Origin of the sequence: Bacillus sp. FSL R9-9530 (assembly GCF_038008145.1) — a bacterium.
GTDB lineage: Bacteria > Bacillota > Bacilli > Bacillales > Bacillaceae_G > Bacillus_A > Bacillus_A mycoides.
This window is the reverse complement of the sequence record NZ_JBBOYO010000001.1, coordinates 3,237,718-3,251,488: the sequence shown is the minus strand read 5'-3', so window position 1 is coordinate 3,251,488 and position 13,771 is coordinate 3,237,718. Positions and strand designations below refer to the sequence as shown.

The following is a 13,771-nucleotide window of genomic DNA, read 5'->3' as shown; positions in this document are numbered from 1 at the left end:
ATAAGAAGGGAGTCGGATTATGAACTATTTTAAGCGAATCAGTAGTCTAGTATTAGCAGGAATGATTGTTCTTTCTAGTACAGTCGCTGTAAAAGCAGAGTCAAACGACGAGAAACTTAACAACATGCAACAGCAATTGCAGCAAAACGATGCAGATATGCAGAAGAAAGAGCAAGAGAAGCAAGCTGTTAGTAAAGAAATTCAAGGTATCGAAAATGAACTACATAATTTAAATAATACAATTGCAAAAAATAAAGAGGATCAAGCTGCTATTCAACGTAAAATCGATGAAACACATAAGCAGATTGAACAAAAAAAGAACGAAATTGTCGTTTTAGAAGATAAAGTCCTTGCTCGTAAGGATATTATGAAAAAACGTATGGTTTCTGTTCAAAATAGCTCAAATACGAGTTTAGTAGTAGAAGTTGTTGTAGAATCAAAAAACTTTGCAGATTTCATACAACGTATGAACGCAGTTACGACTATTCTAGAAGCAGATAAAGAAATTTTACGTCTACAAGAACAAGATCTTCGTCAAATTGAAGAAGATAAAAAAGAGATTGATGAAAAAGAAGCATCTTTAGTAGTAGATAAACAAAAATTAGCAAAAGCACAAGCTGATTTGCAAGATAACTTGAAAAAACGTCAAGATAACTTACAAACAGTTCAAGCTAAATATAATCAGGTTGCAAGCCAACTTAATTTAGCAGCGGAAGAGAAAGCAAAAGTTGAAGCAAATATGAAAGCAGTACAAGAAACAATTGCTCGTGAACAAGAAGCAGCAAGAATTGCAGCAGAAGAGCGCGCAAAAGCTGAAGCAGCTGCAAAGGCTGAGCAAGAAGCTTTAGCGAAAGCGCAAGCGGAATTTGCTGAAAAGCAAAAGCAAGAAAAAGCTAATAAACCAGCTGAACCAGTTGCTAATAAACCAGCTGAACCAGTTGCTAATAATAGTTCGAAAGTAGAGCCTGAACAGCCTAAAGTAACTGCTGGCGGAAAAGAAATGTATGTACACGCAACAGCTTATACAGCAGATCCATCTGAAAATGGTTATGCAGCAGGTCAACAAGTATATTCTGCATGGGGACCGGGTGGTAAGCCTTATAACTTAACTGCAAACCCAGGAATGAAATTAATTGCGGTGGATCCATCTGTTATTCCATTAGGATCTACTGTAAATGTTGAAGGCTATGGAATTGCAATTGCAGCAGATACTGGTGGCGCGATTAAAGGTCACAAAATCGATGTTTTAATGCCGGATAAAGCCTCGTCTAGTAATTGGGGCAGAAAAAATGTTAAAGTTACAATTTTAAACTAAAACGTAATCCAACTTTACAAAACGTAAAGTTGGATTTTTTTGTAAAAATAATGTTAAGTTGAGTTTACATTTTGTTAAGGACAGCATACAATGATGGTAAGAGGTGGTAAATTTGACCATTTGCAATAAGGTGAAGGAATTAAGAGCTCGCTTTAATTTTACGCAAAGTGTATTAGCAGAAAAGGTTGGGGTGACGAGACAAACGATCGCTGCAATTGAAAAAGGGGATTACGTTCCTTCATTATTACTAGCATTGACGATTTGTGATGTATTCGAGTTAAAGATGGAAGATGTATTTGTTTTAAATAAGGAGGGGGAAGAGGATGAATAGAATTGGGGTTTCTTATATCTTAAATGTGCTGAGATTTGTGATAGCTTTTTGGGCGTTTATTGAGCTCTATTATGCTTGGATAGAGCTGGCAAATATTATTGAAACTGAGAAATTACCGTTTGAAGTAACAATCAACATGATGCCATTAGGAGTGTTAACAATTGTAGCTATTATAACGACGATTTTTTATAAAGTTCAAAAGAAGAAACATAAAGCTCTTTCTTATTGGATGTACCCGTTATTATTTCCACAAGAAGACGAGCGGGAAAAAGCAATTACACAAAAGGCATGCCGGACAACATTTATTTCATTTTGGTATGGAATAGTTATTGCTATTGGATTTTTAACACTTTCTCCTGTAGCTAATTTATATATTCCTGGATATCCATTATATATTTTATTTTTCATGCTTTTTATTCAAATGACAGTCTTTTACGTATCCCTGTACAGAAATAAATTAGTCTAAAAAAAACCTTCTTGCTGATGTGCAAGAAGGTTTCTTTTTTAGCTTACACTTGTACATATAGCAATATTGTCTTATCATTTTATATAGAGTAAGATTTTGTAACGGAAAGGAATTGTATATGAATAAGCAAAGAATTTATAGTATAGTAGCAATCCTTCTATTTGTTGTAGGTGGTGTATTAATCGGAAAGCCATTTTATGATGGATATAATGCAGAGAAGAAGCAGACAGCGAATGTACAAGCTGTTCAAAAGATGGAATATGAAAAGCATGATACAGAATTTGTAGATGCTTCAAAAATTAATCAACCAGACTTGGCAGAAGTAGCGAGTGCATCGTTAGATAAAAAACAAGTAATCGGTCGTATTTCAATTCCGAGCATCTCATTAGAACTTCCTGTTTTAAAAGCGTCGACTGAAAAGAATTTATTATCAGGTGCGGCAACTGTAAGAGAAAATCAAGTAATGGGACAAGGGAATTATGCACTTGCAGGGCATAATATGTCAAAAAAAGGTGTTTTATTTAGTGATGTATCAACTTTAAAGAAGAACGATAAAATTTATTTGTATGACAATGCAAATGAGTATGAGTATACTGTTACCGGTGTATCTGAAGTGACTCCTGATAAATGGGAAGTTGTAGAGGATCATGGGAAAGATGAGATAACACTTATTACATGTGTATCTGTTAAGGATAATTCTAAGCGTTTTGTTATTACTGGTGATTTAGTAGGAACAAAGGCTAAGAAATAAAGAAAAAAGAAGGTTCACTCTTTAAAGAGTGAACCTTCTTTTTTTATCCAATGTTGAGAAATAAAAGAATATTTCAGTTGGTATTTAAATATTTTTCTATTTTTATATAATAAAGTAATGATTCTAGATTTTGGGAGGAACAAAAGTGAAACAGCAAGTAAAAAGACTTCTTTTAACAACAAGTGTAGCGTTATTGGTAGCGCCAATTTCTGCTTATGCACATCCAGGACGTACAGATGCTAATGGTGGACATACGTGTCGTACAAATTGTGAAAAATGGGGATTGCAGTACGGGGAATATCATTATCACAATAAACCAGCTTCTAGCGGCGGAACAACAAGCTCTGCGCCTAGTCAAAATAATAATGGTGCTGTAGAAGCTGAAAGACAAGCAGAAGCGCAGCGCAATGCTGAGGCTGAAAAACAACGTGCTGCAGAAGCACAGCGTAAAGCAGAGGAAGAGAGACAGCGTGCTGCAGAAGAACAACGCAAAGCTGAAGAAGAGAGACAACGTGTAGCCGAAGAGCAAAGAAAAGCAGAAGAGGCACGTAAGCAAGAGGAAGCCCAGCGTCAAGCTGACATGGAAAAAGGGCAGCTTGAAGGTCAAAAAAGTGGAGAGACAGATTTTAAAGCAGGAAAGAATAATGCAGAAGGACATGTAGCTGGAAAGTCAGACGCATATAAACAAGCATTTACAACTGCGTATGCTGCGGCATGGTCTTTAGAAGAACAGAAAAAAGCACATTTTGAAAAAGGTAAAGAGCAAGGGTTAACACAAGAAGCAATGGACGATAGTCAAATTACTCCTGAGTTTAAGGTGAACTTTGCAGAAGGTTTCCAAGTAGGTAATAAAGAGAGAACCGAAAAGATTGAAAAAGAACAAGCGGAACTTGGTGAAAAGGCTGGTAAAGAATTAGCTGAAAAGAAACCTGGAAATACTGAAAAGGATACATATGTGAAAGTATATGAAACCGCGTATGAAAAGGGATATAAGGCTGCTAAAAAGGCAGCGGAAAAAGCTGGATATACATATGCATTTGAAAACTACGACTTAAAAGTTCCTGCTAAGTATGAAAAGAATGAAACATTAAAGAAATGGTTTACTGAAGGATTTAAATCAAATAAAAAGGCAGCGGAAATTCGAGAAGAAGGATATAAAAAAGGAGACAGCTGGCTTTCGTTCTTCTATAAGAGTTTCGTGCCAAGTGAATATAAAGAACATAAAGGCTTGTATGAACAAGCAATAGAAAAGGGAAAGAAAGCGTAAAAAAAGATGAGGAATTTTCCTCATCTTTTTTTAATCCATCCATTTCACTAATTTCTTAGAAATTGATAATAAAACACAACCTAAAACAATCGCCACAGCGCCAATAACTGTGAATACTTCAGCATATCCAAGTGAAGTTGTGAAGCTTGCAAGCTGTCCGCCTAAAATATTAGCAATACCTGAGCTTGCTAACCATACGCCCATTAATAAAGAGGCTAGTTTTACTGGAGCGAGAGCACTAACCATTGATAGCCCGACAGGTGATAAGAATAGCTCACCTAACGTATGGAAAAGATACGTAAAGACGATAAATAGTAAGTTTGCTTTTTCTGTAATGTTATGTTCGTCACTGCCTGTTTTTAATGTAGCGATAACAAGAACAATATAACCGATACCGAGTAAGATCATACCAAGTCCCATTTTTGTTGGGATTTTCATGTCACCATTTTTTCTAGTTGCCAGTTTCGCCCATAATGCTGAAATAGCTGGTGCAAGTAAAATAATAAATAACGGATTGACCGATTGGAACCAAGATGTTGGAACTTCCCATCCGAACACAGAGCGGTCTACAAATTTGTTTGTATATAATGTTAACGAACTACCAGCTTGTTCAAATCCAGCCCAGAAGAAGACAACAAAGCATGTTAAAATGACGATAACTGTTGTACGTTGTTTTTCTTTTTTTGTTAACGGTGTATTTCCTATTGTTTGTTGTCCAGCATCCGTTTGCAAATCGCGAGTTGGTTTTTTACCGATATCACCAAGGAAGCGATTTGATAGTGTTGTAAATAAAATTTGTCCAATGATCATTCCGATTGAAGCGGCTAAGAAACCGTAACGGAATCCGAAATGAGCAACGCCATCTATTGTTGTTTTGAATAAATTTTCTGATAAAAACCCGCAAACGAGTGGAGCTAAAAATGAACCGACGTTAATACCCATATAGAAAATTGTAAATGCACTATCACGTTTTGGATCATTTTCTTCGTATAATTCTCCAACAAGTGTAGAGATATTCGGTTTGAAGAATCCATTACCGATAATAATAAGCGCTAATCCGAGGTATAGACCGACTTGGTTTTGCAAGGCGAATAGTGTAAGGTTACCGATTGCCATTGTTATACCACCAATTGTGATGGCTTTTCGTTTGCCTAGAAAACGGTCCGTTAAGTATCCACCGATCAATGGTGTGAAATAACAAGCACCAGTATAAAATCCGTAAATAGAGAGTGCCCAAGCGGGACTAAACCCAAGACCACCACTTACTAAAGCTGTTGTTAAATATAATGTTAATAATCCTCGTAATCCATAGTAACTAAATCTTTCCCACATTTCTGTAAAGAAGAGTAAGTATAAACCTGGAGGATGTTTCTTTTTTCTTTGTTGTTCTCTTTCTAGTTGTATCGCTGATTCCATAATATTTTCCTCCTGACACAAGCAAAAAACAAAGTTAATAGTATTGTATGATTAATATTTTACCTTATTAACTATTATAAGTCAATAAAGGTTGATTTTTCAGAAGAAATTTGAAAAGGGAAATAGCTATAGAATGGGTGTTTCTTTTGTGATAGACTATGGACTATGTTTTCTTTGTAAGGAAGCGGATTACCGCATTTTTTTATTTGTGGAATTGATTTCATGTAAGGTGAAATTGAAGAAGGAGAAAGAAATGAAATTGTTACAGAAAAAAGAAATTTTGCTTATTAGTCTTATGTTATTCTCTATGTTCTTTGGGGCCGGAAATCTTATATTTCCACCTTTCCTTGGATATGAAGCAGGAGAACATGTATGGATTGCATTGTTAGGTTTTATTATATCAGCAACAGGGCTTCCTATATTAGGTGTTATCGCTATTGCGAAAGCAGGGAGTTTTCAAACGTTAGCGGGCAGGGTTCATTCTTCATTTGCAATTATTTTTCCGTGTATTGTGTACTTATTTATTGGACCAGGTCTTGGTATACCACGTGCAGGAAGTTTAGCTTTTGAAATGGGGCCAGGCCAGTTGTTCCCAGAAGCGGGTAGCGTAGTTTTGTTATTGTACACGGCTATTTTCTTTAGTATTGTTTACTGGTTAAGTTTATCACCGTCTAAATTAATGGGCTTGTTTGGAAAGGTGTTAACGCCTTTATTATTATGTATGATTGCTATTATATTTATAAAAAGTGTGTTTACATCAGTAGGCAGTGTGAAAGAGCCTGCAGGAAATTATGGACAAGCTCCTATGTTCCAAGGATTTTTAGATGGATATTTAACGATGGATGCGTTAGCAGCTTTAATATTTGGGATTGTTATTGCAAATGCTCTGCGTGCAAAGGGTGTAGCGGATGATAAAGGTTTAGCGAAATATATGAGTATTGCTGGTATTGGAGCAGGGCTTTTATTATCTATTATTTATGTCATTCTTGGATATGTTGGCTCAATTAGTGGTTCATTGGGTACATTTGATAACGGTGCGAAAGTGTTAGCACAAGTTATGACGACATTATTTGGACAAGGTGGGTTAGTTTTATTAGGTCTTATTTTTACTGTCGCTTGTCTATGCGTTTCCATCGGACTTGTTACGTCTTGTAGTCAATTTTTCACAAGTGTATTTCCGAAAGTATCTTATAAAGTTTGGGCATTTATATTAAGTTTTGTTAGTATGGTTTTAGCTAATTTAGGATTAACGCAAATTTTAAAAGTATCGGTACCGATTCTTGGATTTATTTATCCAGTTGCACTAACGCTTATTATTTTAGGGTTATTCCATAAGTATATTGGAAAGTATGTATACGTATATTCGGTAACGATTGGACTCGTAGCGGTATTTAGTGCGATTGATATTTTAAACAAAAGTGTACTGATGAATAAATGGACACCACTACTAAAAATGCTTCCGTTTTATTCAGAAGGTGTAGGTTGGATCGTTCCGGCATTTGTAGGTGTCTGCCTCGGTGTAATTGTTAGTATTGCTATAAATAAGAATAAATAAGTAAGAGGTGTTTTCCTATTTCGGAAAACACCTTTCTTTTTTGGAAAAATAGTATTGAAAATGAATAGACTAAGAGTATGATAAAGGTAATTGGTAATATATAGGTTTTACATGAATGATGAGGGGGGAGCGTATGAAGGAGGATTTGAATAAGAAAATAGAAGCACTCGAAACGGCAATTGAAACGATGCAAGAGGCACTTTATGAATTGAAAGCGAAACAAAGAAAAATAGAAGTAGATAAAGTTCAACAAAATGTTAATAAGGAAAAGAAAGAATATATTGAAGCGGTAAGTAATGAAAAGTTACAAGAAGATGTAGTTAAGACGAGGAAGTCCATGCAAGAGCCAGAGGTGAAACAAGTAGATATATCTGCATTTAAACCAGAACCATTTAATATTATAAAGTTTTGTCAAACGTGGTTACCACGCATATTTGTCGGTATTATGCTACTTGGCGTTATTTGGTTATTCAAAGCAGGGGTAGATGCCGGATTATTGACACCAGCGATACGGGTTGTGTTTGGTATAGTACTATCTGCCGGTTTGTATTACGTAGGAGATATACAAATTAAAAGAGAGCGGCAAGCGTTAGGGTTAGTATTAGCTGGAGGAAGTATTACGGGAATTGTTTTAACAACGTTTGCGGCACATTATTTATATGAGTTTATTCCTGCAAGTATTGCGTTTATCTGTAATATTGTATGGGTTATTTTAGGGATTTATTTAGCGAAAAGATATAGATCGGAATATCTCGCTATTTTCGTGGCGGTGGGAGCATTTTTTGTTCCTTTCTTGTTAAATAGTACGACTCCTAATACGTATATTTTCTTTAGTTATGAGACGATATTAACAATTAGCCTATTATGGTATGCATTGAGAAACCTTTATAAGTACTTGTATATGATTTCTTATGTTGTTGCGGCAATTGTCCTATTTGTCTTCTTTGTTGTTATGTCAATATTAGTAGAGAATGTGCAAGTACAGTTAACAGTTGTATACGGTGCAATTCATTTACTATTATTTTGGCATATGTTTTCGGAGAGAAGGTTTATACAAGAAGCACGATTGGCGATATTTAGTGCGAATGCAGTTTTCTTTATTTTAGCCATTTCTCAAATTCCTGAATTTACAACGTGGGGATTAGTTATAAGTTCATTTGTGCATGCTGTTATGTTTGTACTTGAATATAGGAAGAATAAACATTCGGTATTTTCAAATCTAATATTTGGCTTTGCAATGGGATCATTTAGTTTAGCGATTTTATACGAGTATAGTTTGGTGAATGCAGCGATCGTATTATTGTTACAAGGTTTCCTCGGTATGGTTACTGCTATTAAAGTAAAGCAAAACATTAAGTTGTATGTAGGTGCAACGATTTATGCGATTGGAATGGTACAGACGATTTTTAGCCCGTTTGATGAGTTCATTTCAGCAGGGTTTGTCGCTCATATTATTTTAATAGGAACGTTCTATTATTGCATGATACAAGCAAAAGAAGTGTTAGCGAGTTTAGGTAAATATGTTTATTCTATAGCGCTCTACTCGTTAATGGTTATTGTATTTATTACAATTACTAGGATCGGTGAAGTTCTTTCTACAGATGGAAGTATAATTAGCGTATCTGTATCATTATTATGGATGGTATATGCTTTATTTGCAGTTTGGTTTGGCCGTTATAGACAGATGAACGAAATATTATATGCTGGATTAGTCGTATTAGTAGTAACAGTAGGGAAGTTATTCCTTCTCGACCTACCAGAGGTGTCGATGATGATTAGAGCGGTGTTATTCTTAATCATTGGCAGTATCGGTATCGTTATTTCAAGAATGTTTTTCTCAAAAGAAGAGAAGTGAGAAGAAGGCAATCCCTTTACGGATTGCCTTTTCTTTTACTTTACTTCTTACCAATCGTTACAGCCTCATTATATTTAGCTGTTGTGTTTTGTCTTAGGCGAAGTGTTGCTTGTCCAGTTGTATTTGGATCAAGTTGTACGTTCACAATTTTTTCAGCAGATCCTTGGTTATTTGTTATGAAAGAGAATGTACTGCTATATCCGAAAGAAGATGGCCAAGTACCATTTGTATTTTGAACTTTTGCTACTTGTGTTCCGCCAGTTGTGAAAATACCTAACGAATAATTATTGTATGTTGTATTTGGTAATAAGTTATTTACTTGAATCTTCATTTGGAACACTTCATTGTTTGGTAGAATGCTAGGGTGCGTAATTACGTAATCACTCGTTGTCACTGCACCGTTATAGCCGTATGAACCTGGTTTGAAAGTATTTGTATTGAACCACTGGTAACCTTGAGTTGGTGCGCTCCAAGGTTCTGGTTGTGGTTCTGTTGATAAACTTGGTTGTTCAAATGTTTGTAGAGCTGTAGGTGCATCAAGCTGTAAACCACTCACTTGATCTAAGCTTGTAAATGTTTCTTGTTTCGCTAACCAATTCACGATGTTTTCTAATAGAACAGCATCGTTTTCTTCTTTATAACCATCATAAGTTTTCTTTGTTTGACCTGAGTCTTCGCGAACATATTTTGGTGTAGCATCTTCAACAGGAGAAGAATCACCAATAAAGGCAGCTTTTCCAAGACCAACTTTCGAAATAGCAGCATAAGGCCCCTCGGCAACGCCACCACCGTTATAAACGCCGCTATCAACAGCGTTATTCCATTTTGATGGATTTTCTGGAAGATATACAAGGCCTTTCGCTAGTTTTGGATTTGTAATCGCAAGGGTAGAGCCGGCATGCATTGCTACAGATGAAACGCCAGTTGTAATTCCGAATGATTGCGCAGGTGAGACAATATTTTTAGCTGAAACATCACCAAGTGCATTGTAACGGAAGCGAATACCGAAATTATCGGATAGCCAATCAGAGCTTTCTACTCCTTGCATAGCTTGTGAAGTTGTTTCTTCATTAGACATTCCCTTTGCTGGATTATCCCATGCCCCGCGTCTATATCCATTGAACACTTCTGAGGAGTCCCAGCGGTTTTTATTACGATCTGCATTATAATGATCGGCAATGAAGAAAATACTGCCGCCATTTTTCACGTATTGTAACATTGCGTCTTGTTCAGATTTTTTGTAAGGAATATTTGCCTCTGGAACGATAAACACGTTGTAATTTTTTAAATCGTCGTATGTAATAGGTGTTGATTTACGCAGTTCTTTTACATGATATCCGTTTTGGGCAATGCCGTTTCCGAAATCAGAAAAACCGCCATCAATAACCCAATCAGCTGTCCCGGCCGTTTGACCGTGCGTATTATCAAATAATACTTTCTTCCCATTGTTTTGATTTACAACCTTTGCAGCAATTTCAGGAGCTGGGTCTACAGAGCTTTCGGCATAAGTAGACGGTATGAACGAACTCCCCATACTAAGTGTAATTGCTGTTGCTAAAGAAAATGTAATCCATTTTTTATTCTTCATAGAAGAATCCCCCTAATAATAAATATATGTGCTTTAATAATGTAATTTATTTTTCTGAAAAAATAAAGACAGAAAACGTAAAAAATATTAAAAAATTGTAAAAATAAAGTGAATTTTGTTGAGAAATATTTATATAGACAATAAAAAATCCCTTCCAATTAATAAGGAAGGGATAGCTTGTTTAACTAATCTTTGAATTAGGTGTTTCATCAATCTTATGAAACCCTTTCATGTAATACACGATAGCTAAGCCGATAAGCCAAATTGGGCCAATGATTAATGCAATTCGTGTATCTTCTGAATACGCCATAATACCTAGTACAAGTGCAAGGAAGCCAAGTGAGAAGTAAGAGCTTAATGGATGTAAAGGCATTTTATACGTTAGCTTGTCTTTTTTCTCAGTTGGCAATCCTTTACGGAATTTAATTTGAGCGACTAATATTATACCCCAAGTCCAAATTGCCCCGAAAGTTGAAATACTAGTTAGCCATGTAAACACTTTTGCAGGAACGAGATAGTTTAATATAACGCCAACGAGTAAAACAATCGCAGTTGCTACAATACCTTGACTTGGAATGCCATTTTTATTTAAACGTCCAAATCGTTCAGGTGCTTTCTTTTGTTTTGCTAGTGTAAATAGCATACGGCCTGTACTAAATAAACCACCGTTACAAGATGAAAGAGCCGCTGTTAAAACGACAAAGTTAATAATACCTGCTGCCTTTGCAATACCGATTTGCTGGAACGTTAGTACGAAGGGACTTCCTTTCTCACCAAATTCGTTCCAAGGATAAATTGCCATCATAACGAATAATGCCCCGACGTAAAAGATTAGGATTCTCCAAAATACGTTATCGATAGCTTTTGCGAGTGTTTTCTTCGGGTTTTGAGCTTCACCAGCTGTAACACCAATTAGTTCAACGCCTAAATAAGCGAATAATACCATTTGTAAGGAAAGCAATAATCCAGAGAAGCCATTTGGGAACCAGCCCCCATGTTCCCAAAGATTTGAAATACCAGTTGCAACGCCGCCATTTCCAAATCCGAATAGAATAATACCAAAGCCAATTACTATCATACAGATAATTGTGACAATTTTGATGAGAGCAAACCAAAACTCAAGTTCTCCAAATACTTTTACTGATAAGAAGTTGAAAGCGCTCATTAATAATAGAGCGAGTAGTGCCCAAGTCCAGCGCGGGATATCTGGGAACCAGTACTGCATGTAAATTCCAGCCGCCGTAATTTCAGCCATACAAGTAACAACCCATAAGAACCAGTAGTTCCAACCAGTAATATAGCCAGCAAGTGGACCGATATAATCATTAGCATATTTACTAAAAGAACCGGCAACCGGTTGTTCAATTGCCATTTCTCCGAGCGCTCGCATAATGAAAAAAATAACGAGTCCAGCGATCATATAACCTAGTAAGATGGAAGGACCAGCTAGTTTAATAGCAGAAGCAGATCCTAAAAATAGCCCAACGCCAATAGCCGAACCGAGTGACATTAAAGTAATATGTCGTTCTTTTAAACCTCGATTTAAAGTTCCAGATTTGTTTGTGTGCTGCATAAGAAGAATCCCCCTTGTAGAATGAGCTACCTAAATATTTAACTATTTCAAATTATAAAACATTTCTATCTGTTATGCTACAAAAATAATCAAAATGAACTGTACTACATCTGAACTTGTCAGACTTAAACTTAAAATTCTCACTATTAGAGAATATATTGACTCTTCTTTTTATTGATTGTTAAGATTAAGTATTATATTTTCTCACATACTAGTAAGAAAAGAATGTGTAATAATAATTCAGGTGTAGGAAGGGTACATAGCCATGTTTCAATTACAAAAATATAACACTTCTGTGAAGCAAGAGCTTTTAGCGGGCATCACAACTTTTTTTACATTTGCGTATATTCTTGTCATCAATCCGAAAATATTATCTGATGCAGGTGTACCATTTGATCAAGCGTTTACGGCAACTATTATTGCGACAGTTATTGGGACGCTATGTATGGCGTTTTTAGCTAACTATCCAATTGTTATTGCTCCAGCTATGGGAATGAATGCATATTTTGCTTATTCTGTTGTTCAACAGGCAGAGGGGATTACATATGTCATTGCGTTTTCAGCAGTCTTTGTAACAGGCATTATTTTTCTTTTATTATCTTTCACTTCATTTAGGCAAAAGCTAATTATCGCAATTCCTGACAGTTTAAAACATGCAATTGCAGGTGGAATTGGACTATTTATTGCTTTTATTGGATTACGTCTATCTGGAATTATCGTGGATCATCCATCTAACTTAGTTACGATTGGTGATTTTCATTCTCCAGCCGTTATTTTAACTTTAATTGGTTTAATTTTAGCGGCAGTATTAATGGTATTACGTGTGAGTGGTGCATTATTTATTAGTATGATTGTGACAGGAATTATCGCCTTCTTTACGGGGCAACTGAAGTTTGAGGATAAAATTGTAGCGATGCCTCATTTACCAGAGGGTATTATCGTTTCAAATCCAATCAATGCTTTTTCAGATGTAATTCAGTATGGATTATATGGTGTTGTATTTTCATTTTTACTTGTACTTTTATTTGATACGACAGGTGCATTACTCGGTTTAATTAAACAAGCTGGTTTAATTACAGATAATACAGAGAAACGTTTTGGCAAAGCGTTTATTGCAGATGCGATTGGCGGAACGACAGGTTCTATCTTCGGAACAAGCCCAACAGCAGCAACGATTGAATCGTCAGCTGGCATTGCTGCAGGTGGTAAAACTGGATTAACAGGTATTGTAGTTGTTGGTCTAACGATTATAACGGCATTTTTCAGCCCTGTTATCGCGTCTTTATCAAGTGTAGCTGCTATTACAGCTCCTTCATTAATTATTGTAGGTAGTTTAATGGCACAAAGCATTCGTGATATTAATTGGAATGAATTTGAAGATGCATTACCAGCATTTTTAATTTTCGTTGGTATTCCGTTAACGTCTAGTATTGCAAATGGAATTGCAATTGGATTTTTAGTGTATCCAGTATTAAAAATTGTGAAGGGGAAAGGGATGGAAGTACATCCGTTACTATATTTATTTACAATTTTATTTGGATGTCATTTATTCTTATAGTATAGAGATAGGAAAGGGGGCTTCTTATGAGAGGCTCCTTTTTTGTGTATAATAAAGTGAAAAAAACAAATCAATTACGTAAAATATAAATTGCTT

Annotated in this window: 11 protein-coding genes; 8 read left to right on the top strand and 3 right to left on the bottom strand. The window is 35.8% G+C overall.

The genetic code is table 11. The features are described 5' to 3' along the window. The first annotated feature begins 19 nt into the window (after positions 1-19). The 5 genes from MKX66_RS16410 to MKX66_RS16390 all read left to right on the top strand — a co-directional run bounded on the left by MKX66_RS16410 (position 20) and on the right by MKX66_RS16390 (position 4,130). A complete protein-coding gene (locus MKX66_RS16410; protein ID WP_088038472.1) occupies positions 20-1,315 on the top strand; it encodes a 3D domain-containing protein in 1,296 nt (431 codons plus the stop codon). A gap of 103 nt (positions 1,316-1,418) precedes the next feature. Beyond that, the gene (locus MKX66_RS16405; protein ID WP_078185072.1) at positions 1,419-1,646 is read left to right on the top strand and encodes a helix-turn-helix transcriptional regulator; all 228 of its coding nucleotides are present in this window, start codon (positions 1,419-1,421) and stop codon (positions 1,644-1,646) included. Then, positions 1,639-2,112 (top strand): DUF2178 domain-containing protein, encoded by a 474-nt coding sequence (locus MKX66_RS16400; protein ID WP_341086733.1) that lies wholly within the window; start codon positions 1,639-1,641, stop codon positions 2,110-2,112. Before MKX66_RS16405 ends, MKX66_RS16400 begins: the two co-directional genes overlap by 8 nt. A gap of 118 nt (positions 2,113-2,230) precedes the next feature. After that, complete coding sequence (locus MKX66_RS16395) at positions 2,231-2,863, top strand: class A sortase (RefSeq protein ID WP_002186970.1); 633 nt, start codon at positions 2,231-2,233, stop codon at positions 2,861-2,863. A gap of 145 nt (positions 2,864-3,008) precedes the next feature. After that, positions 3,009-4,130: a YHYH domain-containing protein gene (locus tag MKX66_RS16390; protein WP_341086731.1), complete on the top strand. Its 1,122-nt coding sequence runs from the start codon at positions 3,009-3,011 to the stop codon at positions 4,128-4,130. Between the two features lie 30 nt (positions 4,131-4,160). Here MKX66_RS16390 and MKX66_RS16385 read toward each other — a convergent pair whose 3' ends face one another. After that, positions 4,161-5,546, bottom strand: coding sequence for a peptide MFS transporter (locus MKX66_RS16385; RefSeq protein ID WP_002029777.1), 1,386 nt, complete (start codon positions 5,544-5,546; stop codon positions 4,161-4,163). A 253-nt stretch (positions 5,547-5,799) separates the two neighbouring features. Here MKX66_RS16385 and brnQ1 point away from each other — a divergent pair, with 253 nt between their 5' ends. Then, complete coding sequence (brnQ1, locus tag MKX66_RS16380) at positions 5,800-7,101, top strand: branched-chain amino acid transport system II carrier protein BrnQ1 (RefSeq protein ID WP_445662208.1); 1,302 nt, start codon at positions 5,800-5,802, stop codon at positions 7,099-7,101. A gap of 133 nt (positions 7,102-7,234) precedes the next feature. Then, positions 7,235-8,956, top strand: a complete 1,722-nt coding sequence (locus MKX66_RS16375; RefSeq protein WP_215590723.1) for a DUF2339 domain-containing protein — start codon at positions 7,235-7,237, stop codon at positions 8,954-8,956. Between the two features lie 40 nt (positions 8,957-8,996). On the opposite strand, the gene MKX66_RS16370 is transcribed toward MKX66_RS16375, so the two are convergent. Then, on the bottom strand, positions 8,997-10,544 hold the full coding sequence (locus MKX66_RS16370) for a DNA-binding protein (RefSeq protein WP_215590724.1): 1,548 nt from the start codon (positions 10,542-10,544) through the stop codon (positions 8,997-8,999). A gap of 181 nt (positions 10,545-10,725) precedes the next feature. Beyond that, a complete protein-coding gene (locus MKX66_RS16365; RefSeq protein WP_002029773.1) occupies positions 10,726-12,117 on the bottom strand; it encodes an amino acid permease in 1,392 nt (463 codons plus the stop codon). 265 nt (positions 12,118-12,382) lie between these two features. Here MKX66_RS16365 and MKX66_RS16360 point away from each other — a divergent pair, with 265 nt between their 5' ends. Next, positions 12,383-13,675, top strand: coding sequence for an NCS2 family permease (locus tag MKX66_RS16360; protein WP_002029772.1), 1,293 nt, complete (start codon positions 12,383-12,385; stop codon positions 13,673-13,675). Positions 13,676-13,771 lie beyond the last annotated feature (96 nt).

What these genes read in the sequence shown, in the direction of transcription:
- MKX66_RS16410 (WP_088038472.1), top strand. Translation starts at nt 20, where the DNA reads ATGAACTATTTTAAGCGAATCAGTAGTCTAGTATTAGCAGGAATGATT.
- MKX66_RS16400 (WP_341086733.1), top strand. Translation starts at nt 1,639, where the DNA reads ATGAATAGAATTGGGGTTTCTTATATCTTAAATGTGCTGAGATTTGTG.
- MKX66_RS16395 (WP_002186970.1), top strand. Translation starts at nt 2,231, where the DNA reads ATGAATAAGCAAAGAATTTATAGTATAGTAGCAATCCTTCTATTTGTT.
- MKX66_RS16385 (WP_002029777.1), bottom strand. Translation starts at nt 5,546, where the DNA reads ATGGAATCAGCGATACAACTAGAAAGAGAACAACAAAGAAAAAAGAAA.
- brnQ1 (WP_445662208.1), top strand. Translation starts at nt 5,800, where the DNA reads ATGAAATTGTTACAGAAAAAAGAAATTTTGCTTATTAGTCTTATGTTA.
- MKX66_RS16375 (WP_215590723.1), top strand. Translation starts at nt 7,235, where the DNA reads ATGAAGGAGGATTTGAATAAGAAAATAGAAGCACTCGAAACGGCAATT.
- MKX66_RS16370 (WP_215590724.1), bottom strand. Translation starts at nt 10,544, where the DNA reads ATGAAGAATAAAAAATGGATTACATTTTCTTTAGCAACAGCAATTACA.
- MKX66_RS16365 (WP_002029773.1), bottom strand. Translation starts at nt 12,117, where the DNA reads ATGCAGCACACAAACAAATCTGGAACTTTAAATCGAGGTTTAAAAGAA.
- MKX66_RS16360 (WP_002029772.1), top strand. Translation starts at nt 12,383, where the DNA reads ATGTTTCAATTACAAAAATATAACACTTCTGTGAAGCAAGAGCTTTTA.